This is a genomic window from Mycobacterium sp. NGS59 (assembly GCF_059812345.1).
Window position 1 is genome coordinate 113,534 of the sequence record NZ_JCALCN010000006.1, and the last position, 19,778, is coordinate 133,311.

The 19,778-nt window shown below is 67.5% G+C and carries 16 protein-coding genes; 3 read left to right on the forward strand and 13 right to left on the reverse strand.

What is annotated here, in order from left to right; translation table 11 throughout:
• Window positions 1-3: 3 nt before the first annotated feature.
• From AC5Y46_RS09590 to AC5Y46_RS09600, 3 genes are all read left to right on the forward strand, one after another.
• Window positions 4-342 (forward strand): YbaB/EbfC family nucleoid-associated protein, encoded by a 339-nt coding sequence (locus AC5Y46_RS09590; RefSeq protein ID WP_499943169.1) that lies wholly within the window; start codon window positions 4-6, stop codon window positions 340-342.
• 124 nt (window positions 343-466) lie between these two features.
• Window positions 467-2,767 carry an EspK C-terminal domain-containing protein gene (locus tag AC5Y46_RS09595; RefSeq protein WP_499943044.1) on the forward strand — a complete coding sequence of 767 codons (2,301 nt, stop codon included), beginning with the start codon at window positions 467-469 and terminating at the stop codon, window positions 2,765-2,767.
• Between the two features lie 91 nt (window positions 2,768-2,858).
• Window positions 2,859-3,656 carry a hypothetical protein gene (locus AC5Y46_RS09600; RefSeq protein ID WP_499990867.1) on the forward strand — a complete coding sequence of 266 codons (798 nt, stop codon included), beginning with the start codon at window positions 2,859-2,861 and terminating at the stop codon, window positions 3,654-3,656.
• A gap of 30 nt (window positions 3,657-3,686) precedes the next feature.
• On the opposite strand, the gene eccD is transcribed toward AC5Y46_RS09600, so the two are convergent.
• The 13 genes from eccD to AC5Y46_RS09665 all read right to left on the reverse strand — a co-directional run bounded on the left by eccD (window position 3,687) and on the right by AC5Y46_RS09665 (window position 19,724).
• Window positions 3,687-5,222: a type VII secretion integral membrane protein EccD gene (gene eccD / locus AC5Y46_RS09605; protein WP_499943046.1), complete on the reverse strand. Its 1,536-nt coding sequence runs from the start codon at window positions 5,220-5,222 to the stop codon at window positions 3,687-3,689.
• Window positions 5,219-7,312 carry a MinD/ParA family ATP-binding protein gene (locus AC5Y46_RS09610; RefSeq protein WP_499943047.1) on the reverse strand — a complete coding sequence of 698 codons (2,094 nt, stop codon included), beginning with the start codon at window positions 7,310-7,312 and terminating at the stop codon, window positions 5,219-5,221. The genes eccD and AC5Y46_RS09610 overlap by 4 nt, the downstream gene beginning before the upstream one ends.
• Before the next feature lie 116 nt (window positions 7,313-7,428).
• A complete protein-coding gene (locus tag AC5Y46_RS09615; protein ID WP_499943048.1) occupies window positions 7,429-7,716 on the reverse strand; it encodes a WXG100 family type VII secretion target in 288 nt (95 codons plus the stop codon).
• A 39-nt stretch (window positions 7,717-7,755) separates the two neighbouring features.
• Window positions 7,756-8,058: a type VII secretion system ESX-1 WXG100 family target CFP-10 gene (gene esxB, locus AC5Y46_RS09620; RefSeq protein ID WP_036362402.1), complete on the reverse strand. Its 303-nt coding sequence runs from the start codon at window positions 8,056-8,058 to the stop codon at window positions 7,756-7,758.
• 100 nt (window positions 8,059-8,158) lie between these two features.
• Window positions 8,159-9,265: a PPE family protein gene (locus tag AC5Y46_RS09625; RefSeq protein WP_499943049.1), complete on the reverse strand. Its 1,107-nt coding sequence runs from the start codon at window positions 9,263-9,265 to the stop codon at window positions 8,159-8,161.
• A gap of 203 nt (window positions 9,266-9,468) precedes the next feature.
• Window positions 9,469-11,223 (reverse strand): type VII secretion protein EccCb, encoded by a 1,755-nt coding sequence (gene eccCb, locus AC5Y46_RS09630; RefSeq protein ID WP_499943050.1) that lies wholly within the window; start codon window positions 11,221-11,223, stop codon window positions 9,469-9,471.
• Window positions 11,220-13,463 carry a type VII secretion protein EccCa gene (eccCa, locus tag AC5Y46_RS09635; protein WP_499943051.1) on the reverse strand — a complete coding sequence of 748 codons (2,244 nt, stop codon included), beginning with the start codon at window positions 13,461-13,463 and terminating at the stop codon, window positions 11,220-11,222. Before eccCa ends, eccCb begins: the two co-directional genes overlap by 4 nt.
• Window positions 13,464-13,476: 13 nt before the next feature.
• Window positions 13,477-14,922 carry a type VII secretion protein EccB gene (gene eccB, locus AC5Y46_RS09640; RefSeq protein ID WP_499943052.1) on the reverse strand — a complete coding sequence of 482 codons (1,446 nt, stop codon included), beginning with the start codon at window positions 14,920-14,922 and terminating at the stop codon, window positions 13,477-13,479.
• A gap of 3 nt (window positions 14,923-14,925) precedes the next feature.
• Window positions 14,926-16,647 carry a type VII secretion AAA-ATPase EccA gene (eccA, locus tag AC5Y46_RS09645; RefSeq protein WP_499943053.1) on the reverse strand — a complete coding sequence of 574 codons (1,722 nt, stop codon included), beginning with the start codon at window positions 16,645-16,647 and terminating at the stop codon, window positions 14,926-14,928.
• Window positions 16,644-17,195, reverse strand: a complete 552-nt coding sequence (locus tag AC5Y46_RS09650) for a DUF2694 domain-containing protein (RefSeq protein ID WP_499943054.1) — start codon at window positions 17,193-17,195, stop codon at window positions 16,644-16,646. The genes eccA and AC5Y46_RS09650 overlap by 4 nt, the downstream gene beginning before the upstream one ends.
• A gap of 27 nt (window positions 17,196-17,222) precedes the next feature.
• Window positions 17,223-18,083: an ESX secretion-associated protein EspG gene (locus AC5Y46_RS09655; RefSeq protein WP_499943055.1), complete on the reverse strand. Its 861-nt coding sequence runs from the start codon at window positions 18,081-18,083 to the stop codon at window positions 17,223-17,225.
• 2 nt (window positions 18,084-18,085) lie between these two features.
• Window positions 18,086-18,394 (reverse strand): ESX-1 secretion-associated protein, encoded by a 309-nt coding sequence (locus tag AC5Y46_RS09660; protein ID WP_499943056.1) that lies wholly within the window; start codon window positions 18,392-18,394, stop codon window positions 18,086-18,088.
• 88 nt (window positions 18,395-18,482) lie between these two features.
• Window positions 18,483-19,724 carry an EspA/EspE family type VII secretion system effector gene (locus AC5Y46_RS09665; protein WP_499943057.1) on the reverse strand — a complete coding sequence of 414 codons (1,242 nt, stop codon included), beginning with the start codon at window positions 19,722-19,724 and terminating at the stop codon, window positions 18,483-18,485.
• Window positions 19,725-19,778: the final 54 nt, after the last annotated feature.

The following is a 19,778-nucleotide window of genomic DNA, read 5'->3' on the forward strand; positions in this document are numbered from 1 at the left end:
CACATGGATATGGAACCCCACGTCGCCGCGGCGTTGGCCCTGGCGGCACGTTTCCAGCAGGCCCTCGAAGGCACGCTCAACCAGATGAACAACGGCGCGTTCCGCGGCGCCGACGAGGCCGGGAGCGTCGAGGTGACGATCAACGGACACCAGTGGCTCACCGGCGTGCGCATCGACGACGGTTTGATCAAGGAGATCGGTGCCGAGGCGGTGGGTGTGCGGATCAACGAGGCACTGCAGAACGCACAGTCGGCGGCGAGTAAGTACAACGCCGCGGCCGGCGAGCAGCTCACTGCGGCGCTCGCGGCTATGGGCAAAGCGGCCAACCCCGGACCCGCCTGACGTTGTTGCGCCGAATGTGAATCTCGCGACAGCGACTCGGCGTGTCGCGCAGCGAGATTCACACTCGGCCGCGGAATTGCAGTGTGCGGCAAGCGTTTATCAATGATCTTTGAAAGAGACGGCAATGGGTATCCCGAGACCGATCGGTGAGTATGCCGGTCAGATGCTGAGTTCGGGTGGTTGGCCGGAATCCGACGAGGACACGTTCTACGACCGTGCGCAGGAATACAACCGGATGCTGCGCAAAGTGACCGACGTGATGGATGCCGCCCGCCGCCAACAGGTCGAGGTCTTCGACGGCGGCGTCTGGTCGGGCGGTGCCGCCAACGCCGCCAACGGTGCGCTCGGTACGAATCTGACCGAGATGAGCACGCTGCAGGATTACCTGGCCACCGTCATCACCTGGCATCAGCACATCGGCGGCTTGATCGTCGCGGCGAAATCCGAGATCGGCAATAACGTCGACGGCGCTCAGCGGGAAATACTCATCCTGGAAAACGATCAGGAGCTGGAGCCAGAAGCGCGCCAGGCGGCCATCAATGCGCTGGTGCGGGAGACGCAGCAGGCCAACTCCAGTCTGGTTGCCGAGGCGGCCGAGCAGGTGCTGGCATCCAAGGACTGGAAGCCGCCGCACAACGCTCTGCAGGACCTGCTGCACCAGGTGACGCCCCCTGCCCCGGACGTCCCGACGCTGGTGGTCCCGACGCCGAGCACGCCGACGCCCGTCGTCCCCTCGCCGACGCCCTTCGAGCCGACGCCGGCCAATCCGTACGATCCGGTCGCGCCGGGCCAGCCGGTCACGCCGATCACCCCGACGCCGTTCGAGCCGACGCCGGCCAACCCCTACGACCCGGTCGGGCCGGGAGTTCCGGTGACCCCGGTGATTCCGTCCGACCCGGGCTCGCCCGTCACCCCCATCAGCCCGGTTCCGCCGGTGGTCCCGGTCAATCCGAGTCAACCGGTCACCCCGATCACCCCGATCCCGGGCAAGCCGGCGACCCCGGTCACTCCGGTCCGGCCGGTCAACCCGTCTCCCGCGCCGAGTCCGTCACCCGCGCCGAGTCCGTCACCGACGCCGAGTCCCTCACCGGCGCCGATCAACCCGACGCCCCCGACGCCAGCACCCGTCGGCCCCTCGCCGGACCAGCCGTCGATGCCGGCGGATCCCGGTACCCCGTCGACCCCGGCCGCCCCCAGCACCGATCCCGCGCACGTCAAGCCGGCCGCCGCCATCGACGCACCGACGCACCCCGGTCAGTCCGGGAGTCCCTCGGGACCGTCGCACCGCGGGGACGACGCCTCGCCCGCGATGGCTCCCGCAGCGGCCACCGGTATGGCGGCCCCGGCTCGGGGTGCCTCGGCCGGGGTGGGTTCGGCGGCTGCCTCCGCCGGAGCAAGCCACACCACCGGGGCGTCCGCGGCGTCGGGCGCCGGGTCGCGTGCCGCTGGTGGGCGCGCGCCGCTGGGTGCGGCAGGCAGGGCACCGGCCGCGTCGACCCGTGCGGCTGCGGCGCGCACGTCGGCGCCGGCACGCCCCGCGCCGCCGGACCGCACGGACGAGGCGCAGAAGGACAACAAGGAGCCGACACACGACGTGACGGCATTGCCGTCGGTGCCCGTTTCGGCGGCCCGGGCCGCACGCGATGCGGTGGCCGCAGCCTCCGGCGCCCGCGGGGCCAAGAAGGATCCGCTGCGCCTGGCCCGCCGGGTCGCCGCCGCGCTGAACGCGCACGACAGCGGCGGCGACGACGACTACGGCTTCTTCTGGATCACCGCCGTCACCACCGACGGCGAGATCGTGGTGGCCAACAGCTACGGGCTGGCCTACATCCCCGAGGGCGTTCAGTTGCCGGCCAAAGTGTTCATGGCCAGCGCCGACCGCGCCGTCCCGGCCGACGAAAAAGCCCGCACCGCAACGTATCCGGTGCTGGCCGTGCAGAGATGGGCAGCGTTCCACGATCTCACGCTGCGGGCGGTGATCGGAACCGCCGAACAGTTGGCCAACTCCGATCCGGGCGTGGCCAAGATCATCCTGGAAGCCGACGACATTCCCGAGAGCGGCAAGATGATCGGCCGGCCCCGCCTCGAGGTCGTCGACCCGTCGGCGGCCGCGCAGCTGGCCGAGACCGACGACCTGCAGCTGGTGGGCGTATTGCCGCCGGCGCCGGCCGCTGAGAGCGCACCCGACGACGAGCGGCACATGTTCTGGTTCGAGCTGATGAAACCCATGACCAGCACCGCCACCGGTCGCGAGATCGCGCATCTGCGGGCGTTCCACGCTTACGCCAACCACTGCCAGGAGCTGGCCCTGCATCAGGCCTACGGGGCAGCGGATGCGCAAGCGCAGCGCCCGGCGGTCGAGGAGTTCCTGTACTGGCGGTCGGTCGCGGGTCTGCTCGACAGCGCGTTGTCGGCGACGCCCTGAACGTAAAGCCGGCAAACGAAATTGCCGCAATGGGGGCGGTGTCACCCGGGGTAAAATTTCCGAGTGGGAAACGTACAGAAGGGAAGCGGCGATGGCTGAACCGCTGGCCGTTGATCCCACCCGCCTGATCGCCGCGGCGAGCAAACTCGGCGAGCTCGTCTTCCCGGCCCCGCCCGCGCCGATCGCCGCGACGGGTACCGATGCGGTGTCAGCGGCGATCAACGCGACGATGCCGGGCATCGAGTCCCTGGTTTCCGACGGACTGCCCGGCGTCACCGCCGCGCTGAAGCGGACCGCCGGCAGCATGACCGCCGCCGCCGACATCTACATCAAAGCCGATCAGTCGCTGGGGCAGGCGATGGCGCAGTACGGGTTCGTCGGCGACGGTCAGTCGTTGGGCGCCAACGCCGCAACGGCAGCCATGACCGGGCCGGCGGGCGCGCTCGGTGCCCAGATGCTCGGCGGACCGTCTGGTGCGGCACAACAACTGCTGGGCGCGTCCGGGGGTACCGCGGCCGCCGCGGGGGTGGGCCAGCAGCTCGGTGCGGCGGTCGGTGCGCAGGCAGCAGCATTGGCCCCGCAACTGCAGGCGACCGTGCCGCAGCTGATCCACCTGGCGCCGCTGGCCCAACAGATGGCACCGATGGGTCAGCAGGTCGGGCAGAGCGTGCAGCAGGCCGCGTCGCAGGCTTCCCAAGGGTCGTCGTCGGCGCAGCTCGCCAGTGACACCAAGCCCGACGACGAGGACAAGAAGGACGACGAATCCCAAGACGCGGCGGACGGCCAGCCCGACGGAGCCGCCGCGGGGCAGACCACGCTGGTCAGTGCGCCGGTGGCGGGCGCGGCCGGAGGCGCGGCACCGTCGGGATCGGTCGCCGCACCGATCTGAGTTGCGTCCTGGCGTCACCCAGATTGCAAGTCAGAACCGCAGATTCCGCACCATGTCGTAGACGCCGGTGACCCAGAGCAACAGCGGAATGACGGACGCGACGACCGCTCCGTCGACCAGCTCCGAAATCCGTTTGGCCACCGGCGAAATGCGGCGCACCGGTGCCATCGCACCGATGATCACCAGGGCGACCACCGCCAGCGCCAGATACCCGCTCAGGATCAGCCACGCCCAGTGCGGGTACCACAGACTGAGCCGCGCGGCCAGCCCGGTCGGAATGGCGACGGAGGCCGCGAGCAAGGCCCACGCGCACCAGCGGTCCACGTAGAGCCGCGACCGGAACCCGCAGAGCACCGTCAGCAACGCCGCGATCACCAGTGTGTGGACGAAGAAGTGGCCGTGCGTCACGACCGCGATCGCGCCGACGGCCAGAATCAACGTGCCCGCCGTCACGAAGCCGACCAGCAGTTGCTTGGCCAGCTGACTTCGCTCGGTCAGTCGTACTGCCGAGGCGGGCACCGAGGCGATGATCGCCTGCCAGGTAGGTGTTTCGTCCTTGGTCGTCTCGTCGGCGGCGACCGGGTCGAGCAGTTCCTCGTTGTCGACGGTTTCGCCGGGCACCGGTATCGGCGGCAGCGCGATGCGGGCCACGGCCACAGTCAGTTTGGCCGCCGTGGTCACCACGAACAGGCCGAACGCAATCGCACCGGCCGACACCCAGCGCTGATAGCCGTACCCGTAGGCGATCGCGGCGCCGATCACCGCGATCGTGGTGATGACGGCGAACGACGCCAGCTCATGCCGCCGGCGGGGCCCGCCGCGGGCCACCAGCGTCAGCACCAAGACGGCCGCCGCGGCGGCGGCGAGTTGCGGGGCGCCGAGCGAACCCACCCCTCTGGGCAGCGGGACGGCGATGGCCGCGGCCGCCGCGATCACCGGTATCGCCGCGATCAACAGGCATTCGGAGAGCTGGGACTTGCGGTAGAAGCGGTTCGCCACGAACGAACCGGCCAGCACGGCGATGCCCACCAGGCCCAGCGCCAGGCTCCAGTACCAACTGCGCCCGGTCAGCCACCACGCGCGTAACGCGACCGCGGTCATCGGCACGGCCAGAAGCGGGATCGCCACCGCGACAAACCGATTCAGCGCCGTACGGTCGAACTCCGGCGATTCGTCCAGCACCGCAATCGCATCGATGACGTCCTCGACGAGCGGTCGGTACCGTTCGGTCCGGCTGGCGGAGACCAGGGTCAGCAAGGATCCGTCCACCACGCCGGCCTCGTCGAGCGACTGGTCGAGTTTCAGCGGCGGCGACCCGGGCCTCGCAAACGTCCACACCCCCTGCGCGGAGAAGTCGAACCCGGCCAGGATGTCGGGCGGCGTGTCCTCCAAAAGATCGGCCAGCACCGCGACGGTCTCGTCGATGTAGGCGGACATCGGTGTCGCCGCCGGCAACACCAGGTCGGTCATCCGCCGGCCGGTGAGAACCGTGACTCGCGTGGTCGCGGGTCGTGCGGGACCAGACCCCGCGGCGGTCGAACCGGTGGCAACAGCAGGTGCGCTCAACGACGTCCAGCCCTTTCGAAATCGTCGGACAGAGCCGCGGCCAGCTCGAGAACCCGGCGCTTGTATACCGGGCCGATCTGGTCGAGGCGAATCTCGGTCCCGGCGGCGATGTGCTTGTCCCACGGCAGCAGCACCACCCGGTCGGGTCGAACCAACTGTTGAAACTGTCGCACCAATTGCTTGTCCGGCACGTTGGTGTCCCCGACCGCGACGTGATTGATCACCACCACGACGCGATCGAGCAGATCTTGATAGCCGTTGTGCCGCAACCATTCCAGTGCGCTTTCGGCTTGTCGGGCGCTGTCCAGCGACACGTTGGTGACGATCACGATCGCCGACGCCGTCTCCAGCACACCGCGGGTAACCGGGTCGAACAGGCCGGGTCCGCAGTCGGCCAGGACCAGGTTGTAGAACTTCGACACCGTGTCGACGGCGAAGCGCAGGTCGTCTCCGCTGAGTCCGCGTGCGGCGGTGGTGTATTCGGCGGTCGGCAGAATCTCGAGGTTGTCCGCGTTCACGCTGGTGTGGGCGCGGACGTCGTTGTAGTGCGACACATTTCTGTCGGCCAACAGATCCACGATGGACGACGGCGATGTGCGTCCCGCCCGTTCGGCGAGATTCCCGCAACCGGGATCCGCGTCGAGCACCAGGATCCGATCGCCGCGCACCTGGGCCAGCATGGTGCCCAGCGTCACCGTCGTGGTCGTCTTGCCGACCCCGCCCTTCAGGCCCAGCATGCCGATTTGGTAAGAGCCCCGGGGCTTTCGGGCGACCCTGGCCCGGAGGTCGTGTTGGAGTTTCTCGTCGCGGGACAGGCCGAGATTGATCCGCGTGAGTTTGTAGACGACGCGGCGCCAACCTCGTTGCGGCACGGGTTTGACGGGCTTGACAGGCTTGACGGGCTTGCCGGGCGCCGGCGGCGGAGCGGTCGGAATGCCCGCCGTCGCCTCGGATGGCGGTGCGGCCGGCGGATGCGGTTGTGCGGCAACCGGTGTCGGCGCCGACGGCGGCATCGGGACCGGGATCGGTCCCGACGGGGCCCGACGCCGGCCAGGACGGTCGCCCGGCGGAGGCGGCGCGGGCGCATCTCCGGCTGGGCGGGCATCGGGCATCGGGACCCGGAAGTACGGGCCGGCCGTGGGATCGGGTGCACCGGATTCGGGGTCGGGCAGATAACGGTGTCCGCGTCGCGCCCGCCGCGACGGCTCCTCGGCTTCGGGCCGCTGTTCGGTCGGTGACGGCTGCTCGCCGCGGGGTGGTGGTTCGGTCGGCCGCGACGGCTGCTCGGGTTGGGGTCGTGGTTGGGTCGGCCGTGACGGCGGGCGTTGGTTACCGCCGAGCCGCACCCGAGGATTCGACCCCGCCGCAGGCCGCGACGACGGAGGCTTCGGTGGCTGCGGTACCACAGCGGGCGGCCGGTCGCGTGGTGCCGGGGCCACGTTCGACGCCGGACCGGGGTCCGCTCCGCGGGTTGCTCGCGGTGGTGGTTCGGTCACCATCGGGGGCGGAGCATCCTCCGAAACATGTTGCGGTTCGGGGGGTTTCGGTGACGGTCCGGGCGCCGCGGGCGGCGGTCCCGGCGGCCTGCCGATCGGCATGGGTGGTCGCGTCGGTGCTGGGCGCTCGGGCGCCGCCCTCGGGGGTTCGGCCGGTGACTCGAACACAGCTGGTTCGGCTGCCGGCGGCGCCTCAGACGGCGGCGCCTCAGACGGCGGGGCGACCGGCGGCTGGGGCGAGTACTGCGGGAGTTCGGGCGGCGGGGGCGGTGGTGGTCCACCGATCGGCATCGGCGGCAGCGGAGACCTGCTCCCCGCGGCCGGCGCGGCGGACGCTTGGGGGAGCTCCGCCGAGAAATCGGGCGGTGTCGGTGGCGGCTGGGGTGCGGGCACGCCGATCGGCCCGGGGGGTGCTGCGGGTGAGGAGGCCGGAGTAGGCGGCTGGGACCAGTCGATGGCCGGCGCGGCATCGCCGTTCGCTTTGGGCGACGACGAATAACCCGCATTGGGATCGAAGAAAGTTTGCCCCGTGTCGTCGTCGGGCGAATTGGAATCCTGGGCGGGCCGAAAGAGCTTGTCGTAGTCGGCCGGCATCAGAACCTCTCAGAAGTTCGTCAAAAGGACAAAGCACGAGAAGGGGCGAGATCCCCCGGATGGGTTGAACTCGCCCGATCTCGTGCTTCGGGATTCTACGCGTAAAGAAGCCTTTGTCAGGCGAACATTCCCGTCACGCTGCCCTCGGTCGACTGCATGGCCTGCCCGGCCTCGCTGATCGTCCGGGCCAGGTTCTGCAGCGAGTTGTTCAGCTCCTGTGCGGTGCTGTCCCACTTCTGCTGAACGCCCTGGTAGGCCTCCGAACCACTGCCGCCCCACGCCGCCGCAAGCTTGGTCAGCGACTGCTTGCCCTCGTCGAGCAGGGAGTGGATCGTGGTCACGTTTCCCTGAATGGTGCTGGCCGCGGCCTCGATGCCGGCGAAATTCCACTGCTGTTCCGTCATTTCGATTGCTCCGTTTCTTGGTGGTATTGGGGAATTGGATCAGAAGCCCATTTGCGAGGACAGCGCCTGCTGCTGCTCCTCGTCGGCACGCTGGTATTGGACGCCGGCCTGACGGATATTCGTCGAGATCTCGTCGAGTTCGGCCTTTTGCTTGTTGGCGGCTTCCTGGAAACGCACCACGGCGGCCTGGGCGGCCTGACCGGCGGCACCCTGCCACTGACCCTGCAATGACGCTGCGGTGGACTCGACCTGGTCGATCTGGGTCTTCAGATCACCCGAGATTCGCTCGAAGTTACCTGCCTCTTGCGCGAGGGCAGCGGCATCAGTCTTCATCTCTGCCATGCTGGACTACTTTCTCTCTTTCCATTCCTCGCCGTGGTTGGCAAGTCTTCCGGCCCGGTTTGGCCGGGAAGTCTGTTGTGGGCCTGAACGATCGAGACAATCACCAGTCGTCCTCGTCGTCCCACAGGTCTGGCTCGGCGTCTTCGGACTCTTCGGCAGCCGCGGTCGGGACGGCTAGGGCGGTCCGGGTGCCGCCGCCGGCCGCAGCGCCCTGGCCCATCGCACCGGCACCCACGGGCGCCGTGCCACCGGTAGCCGCTTCGCCGGCGGCCGCCGCGGGCATCATCGCGGGGCCGACGGGCTTGTCGATCAGTCCGGTCATCAACGGGGTGCGGGTCAATGTCCCACCCGCGCCCGGGAGTGCTTCCCCGCGTAGCAATCCCGAGCCAACGCTGGCACCCGAGCCACCAGCGAGGGGGTGGTTCGACAGAGGGCTGGCACCGAGCAAGCCCATCTGCGCCTCATCGTCAGCCAACCCGGGCCCGGTACCGCCCGAACTGCTGCCCATCTGACTGAACATCGAGGTCATCTGCTGCGCCGGTTGAGCGAGCTGCTGCATCGGGCCGCTCAGTTCGGCGGCCTGGCCGGCTGTCGCGGACAGCTGACCCGGCGTGACACTGCCGAGCTGAGTTGGCATGCCCAGCAACGGGTTTGACGCCATCGCGCTCTGGCTCATCCCCGGGTCGAGGATGGCCGTCATCGGCTCGATCTTCTCGAACATCGTGTTGGCCAGCGTCTCGGCCTGGTAGATGTCCATCGCCACGGCCGCCTGGGTCCACATGCGGACGAAGTAGTCGATCTCGTTGAAAGCGATCGGCACGGTGTTGATGCCGAAGAAGTTGGTTGCGGTCAGGATTGCGGTGGTGATGTGGTTCATCGCGATCTCGGGCAACGACGGTGTGGTCGCCATCGCCTGCTCGTAAGCGGCGGCTTGGGCGGTGGCCTGCAGGCCGCGCGTCTTGGCCTGCGTCGAGGCGGTCTGCAACCAGGTCACCATCGGCAGCGCCGACGCGATCGCTTTGTCGCTGCTGCCTCCGGTCCAGGCCTCGCCGAGAGAGTTGAGCCGCGCGGTCAGTTCGACCGCCTGAGCGTCCAGCGCCGCCGCCAGCGCCTGCCATCCCATGGCTGCCGCCAGCATCGGAGCCGCGCCCGCGCCGGCCATCAGCCGTGCGGTGTTCAGCTCCGGTGGCAGTGCGTGCCATAGCATGTGGACAATTCCCCTCTGGTCGCGCTTCATTCCTTATTGAAAGCGATATGAAGGCCATTGATTATGTCGCGATTATTGGCGCTCCGGCCCAAACTTCGTCGGTTATCGCCGGAATTCCTTAAGGCCCGATTATCAGGTGTTCTCCGAGCCCATTGAAGTGCGTTGCAATAATCCTAACCGGGGTTCGGGGGTGGTCCGAACACTTATTCTCCGACCTCGTCCGGGGGCTCGATGTAGGGCGCCTGGATCACCTCCTTCCCGTCGGGCGAGACGAGAAATGCCTGGCCAGGGGGCCGGCGCTTGACCTTGAACTCGCTGGATGGGAACTCCTGCTTCTCCCCGGAGAGGAACATCGTCGGTGCACCCGACCCGAACGCGGCGCCGACGAACTTGTCCATCGTGGCCTTGTACGCCTGACTCATCTGGCAGGTGACAATGATGTGCAACCCGATATCCGCCGCGGCCGGCAATAACGGCGCCAGCGGTGCCATTGGCGGCATGCCGCTGGCGGCCCCGACGATCATGTGCCAGTCGTCGACGAGTAACACGACATCGAATCCGCTCCACCATGATCGGGAACGTAATTGCGCGGTGGTCAGATCGGTCGGCGGCAGCCGCTTCTTGAGGTTCACCGCCAGCGCCTGAACCGCCTCGTCCAGGCTCGCGCTGTTGCGGTTGATCGCGCCGGCTTGCAGCAAGTGCGACTGCGGGACGGCGTCCAGCAGACCCGAGCGGTAGTCGGCCAGCATGAACCGCACCTGCTGTGGACTGTTGCGGGCACAGATGGCCCGCGCGATCGCGTGCGCGATGGTGGTCTTGCCCGACTTGGCCGCACCGAAGATCAGCAGATGCGGGTTAGTGTGCATGTGGCTGTAGGCGGGCGTGAGGTCCGCCTCGCGCAGCCCGATCGGGATCTCCCAACGGGTGCGGTAGTCCGCGTCGGGCCCGGGCGGGTTGGGGTCGAGTTCGTAGAGATGGATCCGTTCGGGCAGCACCCGCACCGGCGGGGCCTTCTCGGTGGTCTGGGACGCGATGTGATCGACCCCGACGGTGATCGCTTCGACGAGATTGTCGGTGCTGTGCACACCGTCGAACCGCGGTACCCCGATCATCAGATGGTGTTTTTCCATCGACACCGCGCGTCCGGGACGGTTGGCCGGGATCTCCCGGGTGATGCGGTCGATCTGGGTTTCGTTCACGTCGCCGAGCCGGAACTCGATCTTGGTGCCCAGATAGTCACGGACGCGTGATTTCAGTTCCGTCCACCTCGGCGTGGAGATGACGACGTGGACGCCGAACGCGAGGCCCTGCGCGGCCAGATCCTGTACCGCGGATTCGAGTTCGTTGAATTCGCTGACGAACCCGGGCCACCCGTCGATGATCAGGAACACGTCACCGTAGGGGTCGGCCGCGACGGGTTGGCTCGGGTCGTCGCGCAGTTGGCGGTACATCGCGATCGAGCCGACCCGGTTTTCTTTGAACAGCTGCTCCCGTTGCCGCATCACCGCCTGCATCTCGGCGACCACGCGGTAGACCTTGTCGGGTTCGGAGCGGTTCGCGATGCCGCCGACGTGCGGAAGATTCTCGAGATAGATCAGGCCACCGCCTCCGAGGTCGATGCAGTAGAACTGCACGTTGCGCGGTGAGTGGGTCGCGGCCGCCGACATCACCAAAGTCTGTAGCAGCGTGGACTTTCCGGTCTGGGGTGCGCCGCCGATGCCGATGTTGCCGCCCGCTCCGGACACGTCGACGCCCCACGTCTCCTGCAGATGCCGGCGCGGCTCATCCATGATCCCGAGGGCGAACCGCAACGGCTGGCGCCGGTCGCGGGCGATGAGTTCGTTCAGCGGTGTCGGATCGGCCAGCGGCGGCAGCCACATCTTGTAGGCGCGCGATTCGCCGGTGCCCAGCTGGTCGAGCACCACCTCGCGCAGCGCGCGCACTTCCGTTTCGGTCACGACGTCAGCACCTCCTCATCGACGACCGGCGCCGCGGTGAACTGCCGGATCCGCACCGACTGCTTGCCGACTTGCGCTCCGTCGCGCCCACTTTCGCCGTTGGTGTCCGCGCTGGCCGGCGGAATGTAGGGGGCGCCGATATAGAACGTGCTGAACTTCACCGGATCCTCCATGCCGACCCGCAGGAACCCGACGCCGCTCTCCTTGTTGGTGATGTACTGTGCCTCCGGCGTGCCGATGACCGCTTTGGACTCGTGAGAGCTGGTGGTGCGCAACGCAATTCGGTAGGTGAGGTTGGGTTCCAGCTTGTCGATCCGGACCCCGCCGGTTTGCAGCGACTGGGTGGCCAGCAGCAGATGCACCCGCAGCGACCGGCCCACCCGACAGATCCGGTCGAACAGGCCGATGAAGTCGGGGTGACTCTGCAGCAGCTCGGCGAACTCGTCCACCACCACGAAAAGCGTTGGCAGCGGCGCCAGATCGGCACCGCGCTCGCGGAACTTCTCGTACTCGGCGACCCCGGACAGCGCGCCGGCCGCACCGACCTGCATGCCAGCCTGCCGCAGGATGTTCTGGCGCCGGTCGAGCTCGCCGGTCAATACCTCGCCCATCCGGCTCACCAGCTCGGCTTCCTCAGCCATGTTGGTGACGACGGCGGCGGTGTGCGGGAGTTTCTCCATCCCGAGGAAGGTCGAACCGCCCTTGAAGTCGGTGAGCAGCAGGTTCACCTGGTCCGGGTGGGTCATGGCGACCAGCGACAGGATCAGGGTGCGCAGGAACTCCGATTTGCCCGAGCCGGTGGTGCCGATGAGCATGCCGTGCGGCCCGCCGCCGAACTCCGCGCCCTCCTTGATGTCCAGGTACATCACGTTGCCGGTCTTGAGTTCGTGCCCGAACGGGATCTTGAGCCGGTCCCGGTCGGTGTCGGTGTACATCCGCCAGCGGCTCGGCGTCACCTCCTCGACGCTCTTGGCGCCCACCAGTTGATGCCACTCGCTGGCCACCTTCTTCTGCACGCGCTGAGTCCGGTCCAGGATGGTCCCGGTGATGGACCAGCCGGCCAGCTTTCGGGCCACCCGGTTGGCCTCGGCGGGCGACATGCCGTCGGCCGCCGACACCACCAGTCGGAATTGCTGTCCGGGCAGCCGGTCGTCGGCCTTGCCGTCCTCGTCGACCCGGATCCGGTAGGACGAGCCGCGGTGATTGCCCAGCGTGATCACCGTGACCCCGGCCCGGCCGTCGGGCGGGAACCCCGCCTTGCCGCCGGTGAGGTCGACGACGACGACGTAGGGCCCGGTGGGCAGGGCGTCCGGCGCATGCGGTCCACGCGCGGCCAGATCGGCCAGACCGTCGGGGCGGGTGTAGATCATCCGGACCGGGCCGGCGGCGTCGGTCTCGGTCTGGTGCGCAACGTGCGGCAGCCACTTCAGCCAGGACCAGTCGGGATCGTCGGGATCCTCGGTGAGGACCCGGATCTGCAGCAGGTCCGGCGGATGGAACACCGCCAGATGGCAGATCATCGCGGCCAGCAGCCGATCGGCACCGGGCCGGTGACCGCCGAGGGCGATCGTCGGAAAGGTGCGCAGCTGCAACAGTTTCGGACAGTCGTGGATCAGGCCGTGGGTGCGCAGGAACTTCACCACCCACATGTGGCTGACCGGCTCCAGGTACGGCTGAGGTGCCGCGGTCGCCGCCGCCAATTCGCCGCCGACGGCCGGCTTCAGCAACCGGTCCACCGCGGGCTGGTCGCCGATCCCGATGCGGGTGGCGGCGTAGAAGTCGCTGTTGGCCGGACGCGACCACTGTCGTTGCGTCCCGACGATCGAGAGCAGATCCTCGGGATGCGGTGCGTGATAGGAGAAGAACGCCACCTGCGAGCTGGCCGACGCGGTGACCCGGCTGCGCAGCCCGGCCAGATAACGCAGGTACTCCTTGCGGTCGGCGTTGATCTCGGGCACCTTCTTGCCGCCTCCGCCGGTGCCGCCGGCCATACCGCCGACCATCATCATGATCATCATCAGCGGCATCATCAGCATGTAGGGCGACAACTGCTTGGTGCCGCCGGCCAGCATGATCGCGATCATGCCGACCATGCAGCCGCCCATCACATACGGAAGTGCCTTCTGCACACCGGATGGCGGGATGTCGATACCGAGGTCGTCGGGAGGGGTCAGGCTGATCTCGCCGGGCGTCAGGCGGGGGCCTCGGGTGATGGTCGGGGTGAACTTCTTCGTCGTCATCGTTCTTCCACTGTCACGAGGGCGCTCCCGGGGTGCCGGCTGGAACTTTGCGGGGTGTCGGGTCCGCGGGCAGCGTCTCGTGCTCGAGCATCGCGGCATCCTTGGACAGCACCGGACCGTCGACCAGCAGCCGAATGACTTCCCAGGGCGCGGTTTTCGGCGAACCGAGGCCCAGCGCCTTGGCCGAGTCGGCGTTCGGCACCCCGTATCGCACCCCTTCGGGGTCGATGTAATACATGGATTCGCCGTACCGCGGATCCGGCGACTGGAGCCGGACGAACTTGCCGCCGTCGATGTAAATGGTTGCCGTGCCCTGGATCTGCTTGATGCCGGTGTTCATCAGGTTCGGTGCTATCGGCAGATGCCGGCCCGACAGCACCGCCTGCTTGGGGGCCTGGTCACCGGTGGCGCGCTCCCACGTCCAGCACAGCGTGGGCTCGTCGGGCCGGGACAGGATCTTGAGCTGTTCGTTGGGCAACGGCGAGGGGTACACCTGCTCGGGGATCTTGACCACGACGCTGGGGACCACGGCCGGCGGTTCGACCAGTCCGTGGGATTGGCTGGCGCGTAGCGCGGATGCGGTGGTGGAGTTCACCCGCGCGATGCCGTCGGGCAGCACCACGTAATACTGCGGACCCTTCTCGGCGCGGATCTGGAACACCGCACCGATCACCAGCTCGTCGGGCAGCCCGAGGGTGTTGGGGGCGCCGGCACCCGGTATCGGCGGCAACTGCCAGGCGCCTTGGCTGGGCAGCGCATTGAACATGCCCTCGGAAATCGGGACGGCTTTGGCGGTGACCGGGATACCCATCGACGACGTCAGCGCACGGTCGTTGAGATCGATTGAGTGCCTGCCCTTTTCGGTGACAATCCACTGCTGGCCCTGGTATGTGGCCAACAGCGCCTCGTTCGCGTCGACCGGGTCCACCGTGGGATCGATCTGCAGAGGCATGGCAATTATCGAGGTTTGTATCACCGGCGAGGCGCTGTCGGCGCGGGATACGGTGTCGCACAACGTCCAGACCGAGTCGTTGCCCCCGGACGTCGGCGTGGCGTAGGGGGCCCCGGGAATTCCGAGGGTCTGGCCCAGCGGCAGCCTGGTCAGTTCGGAGGACTTGACGGTGGCCGGGTTGGACGGATTGCCCAGCACGAGCCGCGCCGAAGTCAAGTTGTAGACCGGGTGCAGCTGGCCCGAGACGATCACATACAGCTCGTTGGTCGCCCGGTCGGTGAGAAGGGTTGTGCCGCCTAACTTCCCCTGGGGTTTGAAGTAGGCGAGCAGAACTGCACCCACCAGGACCACGACGGCGATGACGACACCGAGCCAGACCGACCGGCTGTAGAACTGCAAGGGATCGTCGAACATGCGGGTGTCTCGCCGCACGATCGCGTGCTCGACGCGGCGGAGCAGGAAGCGCCAGCCGCTGACCTGAACCTTGGTGGTCAGGCGTAGCCCCATGGGTCACTCTCTCATGTTGAGGTGGGCATGGACCGTGGCGATCGCCTCGGCCATGTCCGCGCTGTCGATCTCTTGTAGTCGGTCCACATCCAGGGCCTCGATGTCAAGACCCTGCGCCAGCCGCATGTCGCGGCACTGCTCGGCGGCTTCCACCAGTTGCCGCGCGTAGCGGCCGTTGCCGGCGATGTCGAGGGCCGGGCGGCCGCGCAACGTGCGATCGTGCAACACCTTGGCCGCCTCCACGAACGCATCGGCCGCCTCGGGGCTCAGTGTCGAGTCATTGCCCGCGGCAATGACTTTCGCGATCTCGAGAAGTTCTTCGGGTGAGTAGGTGTCGAACTCGATGCGGGTCGCGAAGCGCGACCGCAGGCCCTCGTTGGTTTCCAGTAGCCGGTCGATGTCGTTGCTGTATCCGGCGATGATCACCACCAGCCGGTCCCGGTCGTTCTCCATCCGGGCCAGCAGGGTGTCCAGCGCCTCCTGGCCGAACGGGTCGGTGCGGCCGTCCCGTTCCTGCACCAGCGCATAGGCCTCGTCGATGAACAGCACACCGCCCAGGGCGTGGTCGATGGTCTTGGTGGTCTTGACCGCCGACTGGCCCTCGTACTCGGCGACGAAGTCCTTGCGGGAGGTCTCGACGAGCTTGGGTTCGCCGATCACCCCGAGTCCGGCCAGCATGTTCGCCACCACCCGGGCGATGGTCGTCTTGCCGGTGCCGGGTGGGCCGGTGAAGATCATGTGCTTGCTCGGCTGGGCCACCTTCATGCCCTTGGCGGCGCGCACCCGCGCCATCAGGGTCGCCGCCCGATAGCGCTCGATCTGCATCTTGACCCGGGTCAACCCGATCTGGCGGTCCAGTTCGGCCTGCGCGTCGGCCAACAACGCCTCGCGTCCGGAGTTGTCGGTCACCACACTGCCCGCATCCCACGGGTCGGCGCGCGAGGCGATCTGCTCGGCCGTCGTCGTCTTCAGCCGGTAGGTCGGATCTTTCAGTGCCGCCGACACTTTCGGGTCCGGGTGGGTGGTCTGCAGCCATTCCAGCAGCGCCACCGCGGCGTCCTCGTTGCCCTGGCTGCGCCGCGCCATCGCAAGGAACCAGGCGATGGCGCGTGCGCAGGCCTCACCGGCCGGGGAGTCGTTGGCTTCGGTCAGCCGGCGTTCGGCTTCGGTGAACAAACCGAGATTGGCCGCCGCCACGCCGTGTGCCACACCGGCGGCCCCGGCCAAAAACTTGTCCGGCCACTTTCCCGCGCCTTTGACTTCGTCGATCACGTCGGTCCATCGTTCGGCCGCGCCGTAGATCACCGCTCTGAGCCAGGCCACCAGATGCTCGGACCCGGCGACGGCGCCGGCGTCGATCGCTTCCAGCGCGTCGGCGTAATTGCCTTGCGCCGCTTCGGATGCGGCGAAACCCATGGTGACCGCGAGGGGCGAGGTGACCGGATAGGTGATGTCGCCGTACAACCCGCCGATGGGGACCCGGGCGTTGAGCGCACTCATCGAAATCTGTGCCGCCCCGGACAGTTGCCCGAAATTACGCCGCGAATACCAGGATCGGAACAGCGTCACCCGATCCGTGTCACCACACCGGACCCGACCCACCCAGGCATCGCACGCGGACTCGTCGTAATTGGTGATCTCGGTGAACAAGTCCAGAGACCGTGCCTCCGACAACGGCAGCATGCCGACGGCACTGTCGAACAGACCGGCCAGGCGATCAGTCATCGATCACCGTTGTACCGGGCCGTGTAGTCCACGTCGTAACGGGAGGCGAACACCTGCTCTTCGTACGCGGCGGCCTCTTCCGGCGTCGGCAGATTCAGTGTGGCGCCGACGAACTCGTGCAGCAGCGCATTCTGTTGCGCACCGTCGCCGGTCATCTCACCCATGTTCTCGACCATGAAGGTGTGCTGTGCGGCCCGCGCTTTCTGCCGGGCCAGGTCGGCGATGACGAAAATCTCTTCGGCCAAACCGGATTCGGTCATGCTCGATGCCTTGTCGGTCACCGTGACCTGCTGGACGCGGCCGTCCATCAACGCCGTCACCGACACCGACCCCTGCGGGTTGGTCACGGTGAACAGCGCCAGCTCCGGCTCGTCCTCGTGCTCGGTCAGCCCGCTGAGCGCGTCGAGGTCCGTTCCGGAGTCCCCGGATCCGGAGGGCGGCGCGTACTCTTCGAACGCCTCGAGTGAGGACTCTTCGACGGCGCTGCCGCCGGAGAAGTCCAGCGCGCCGAGATCGTTGTTGTCGTAGTCATTCCCGGGCAGGTCCACGGTGGCGTCCCTTTCTCAGATCTCGTATCAGGCTGGTGCGGAGGCTTCCGCGTGGTCTAACCAGGCACCGGCGGGCAGCAACTCCAGCAAGCTGTCCAGCGCGCGCTGCAGATTCTGCTGCGTGCCGGGGAGAAAACTCCCGTACAACTCGCCACCCACCCGGCGCGGCAACGACACCAGTCGGCCGTGCTCGGAGTCGAGGACACCGGCCGCCGCCGGGGTAAGGGTCGTCGTTCCGCCGGAATGGCGTTGGCTCGCGACGATCTCGACCCAGCTGGTCGGGTTGCTGACGATCTCGCTGTAGATGCGAGCTTGCGCGGGCGGCACGCCGTGCCGAGTCAGCTGAGCCGCCGTCGTGCACTCGGCCAGTTCGCTCGCCACACCCGTCAACGGTTCGACATTGGCGGGATCGGCCGGGCCCAGCACGGTCGTCACCATGCCTGCCAGACCGACCTGCGGGGCCACCAACTGCAGCACCAGCATGTCGTCGTCGCGCGCCGCGACCACATGGGTATCGCCCCTGCGGCACACCACGAATCGCACCATCACGCCGCCGGCCGAATCGCCCCGGTCGCGCCGCCACCAGCGGCACTCCAACGTGCGGTCGGCCCTGCTGATGGTGTCGACCATCGTGGCGACCGCCGGATGCGGTTGTCCGTTGTGGTCCAACACCCCCTGTGCGGTGAGGTCGCGCTGCACCTGGTCCCACACGATGTCGCGCAGATCTTCTTGAGGGATGTTGGGCCGAATCCCAAGTGCGACCGGGAAATCGACCAGGTGCAGCCTGTCGGCGATCACCAGCATCCCGTCGATGGTGACTGATACGCCAACCACTTGGTCGATCAGGCCGGCGAGGCCCGCGCGACCGGATGCGAGCGGACCGGTCATGATCAGCCGAAGATCTTGTCGATGATGCCGGCCAGACCTTCGTCGGACTTGAGGTACGCCGCGGCGGCCGAGAGCAGGTTGGTGGCGAGCCCGGAACTGACCGCCTGCACACCTTTGCCGGTGTTGGTGCGGTTGGTCTCGACGTCCCGCAGCGCGTTGTTGAACTTCGACGTGAACGAACCGTGGGTGAGCGAGACGCGCCCGCTGATCCCGTTGACCGAATTGGTCGCGGTTCCGAACTGCCCGGCGATCTCGGTCTGCATGCCCGACAGCACCTTCAGGAACGAAGGGACGACTTCGAGAACTGACATGGGGGAGACCCTCCTCTACGGTTAACGTTTTACTCGCTATGGCTTTGGCTTGGTATGGGTTTGGCCGTTTACAGGCCGACTGTTTGTACTAGAGGACGGTCCCCGGCTGGCCTTGCTGGCCACCGACTCCGGCGTCGACCGGTGCGCGCTCGCCGCCTGTCGATCCGGCGCCCGCTCCGGCGCCTTCGTCACGCTGGTCGTCGTTCTGGCCGGCTTGCTGTGCCTGCGACGAAATCATCTGCGCCTGCTGCCCGGCCATGCTGCCCAGTTGGCCCGGGCCGCCGCCGGCCGACATCAGTTGCTGCAACTGGCCCATCGTCGAGGTGATCTGTCCGACGCCGGGCAGCTGGGCAAAGCTGAGCAGGTTGCCGAAGCTCAGCACGGGCAGGCCGGCGAAGCCGCCCAGGAAGTCCGGCAGAGCGGCCAATTCGGTCCAGGTCGGCAACTTGCCGAGGTTGCCGACACCCGGGAAGAGTTCGCCGAGCCCGGGCAGCCCGGGGAACAGGTTGGGGATGCTGGGCAGGCCGGGCAGACTCGGGAAACCCGGGATGAGGCCGCCCAGCTCGGGGATGAGCCCGCCGAAGTCCGGCAGGCCGGGGATGGACGGCCACTGGAACTCGGGCAGACCCGGGATCGGCAGGTTGAAGTCCGGGATGCCGACCTGCGGCGGCCAGGTGAATTCGGGCAGGCCCGGAATATTGGGGAGGCCCGGGATCGGAATGTCGGGCAGCTTCGGCGGCCACAGGTCGCCGATGATGCCGCCGATGATGTCGGGGATCAGCCCGGCCAGCTTGGGCAGGTTCGTCAGGATGTCGAGCAGCCGGCCGCCGAGTCCGATCATGGCGGCCGCGTTCATCGCCGTCATGATCGTCAGGTAGAGCAGTGCCCCGCCGACAACGGCCATCGCGAACGCGCACGACGGGATGGCCAACGCCACCGACAACGCGTCGCCGACGATCCACAGGTTGTCCTCCAGCCATTTGCAGGCCTTGTAGACGCCGTCGATCATGTTCTTCATCGCCCGCAGGACACCACGCGTATCCGAGACGTGTTCGGCCTGATTGGAAATGAGATTGCCGGTCAGGTCGTCGATTTCACCCATCAGTTTGGCGCGCAGCTCCTGGGCGGTGTTCTGGTTCAGATAGGCGTCGGCGGCCTGGCCGATCCAGTTAGTGCCCGGGATGGCCAAACCGATCTTGTCGGCCACACCTTTGAACAATGAAGAACCGGCGTTGAAAATGTCACCCGGGTCGGGAATGCCTTCACCCAGCAAAAACAACTGCGCGTAAATGAAGTTGCTGGTGGTCTTGCACATTGCGCTACCCGACATTGGAGTGGTTCCTTACGTTTGGCTATTTGGAGTGCATGGTCATCTCGGTATGCA

Coding starts and splice junctions, on each gene's coding strand:
- AC5Y46_RS09590 (WP_499943169.1), top strand. CDS start 4: ATGGATATGGAACCCCACGTCGCCGCGGCGTTGGCCCTGGCGGCACGT.
- AC5Y46_RS09595 (WP_499943044.1), top strand. CDS start 467: ATGGGTATCCCGAGACCGATCGGTGAGTATGCCGGTCAGATGCTGAGT.
- AC5Y46_RS09600 (WP_499990867.1), top strand. CDS start 2,859: ATGGCTGAACCGCTGGCCGTTGATCCCACCCGCCTGATCGCCGCGGCG.
- AC5Y46_RS09610 (WP_499943047.1), bottom strand. CDS start 7,312: ATGCCGGCCGACTACGACAAGCTCTTTCGGCCCGCCCAGGATTCCAAT.
- AC5Y46_RS09615 (WP_499943048.1), bottom strand. CDS start 7,716: ATGACGGAACAGCAGTGGAATTTCGCCGGCATCGAGGCCGCGGCCAGC.
- esxB (WP_036362402.1), bottom strand. CDS start 8,058: ATGGCAGAGATGAAGACTGATGCCGCTGCCCTCGCGCAAGAGGCAGGT.
- AC5Y46_RS09625 (WP_499943049.1), bottom strand. CDS start 9,265: ATGCTATGGCACGCACTGCCACCGGAGCTGAACACCGCACGGCTGATG.
- eccCa (WP_499943051.1), bottom strand. CDS start 13,463: ATGACGACGAAGAAGTTCACCCCGACCATCACCCGAGGCCCCCGCCTG.
- eccB (WP_499943052.1), bottom strand. CDS start 14,922: ATGGGGCTACGCCTGACCACCAAGGTTCAGGTCAGCGGCTGGCGCTTC.
- eccA (WP_499943053.1), bottom strand. CDS start 16,647: ATGACTGATCGCCTGGCCGGTCTGTTCGACAGTGCCGTCGGCATGCTG.
- AC5Y46_RS09655 (WP_499943055.1), bottom strand. CDS start 18,083: ATGACCGGTCCGCTCGCATCCGGTCGCGCGGGCCTCGCCGGCCTGATC.
- AC5Y46_RS09660 (WP_499943056.1), bottom strand. CDS start 18,394: ATGTCAGTTCTCGAAGTCGTCCCTTCGTTCCTGAAGGTGCTGTCGGGC.
- AC5Y46_RS09665 (WP_499943057.1), bottom strand. CDS start 19,724: ATGTCGGGTAGCGCAATGTGCAAGACCACCAGCAACTTCATTTACGCG.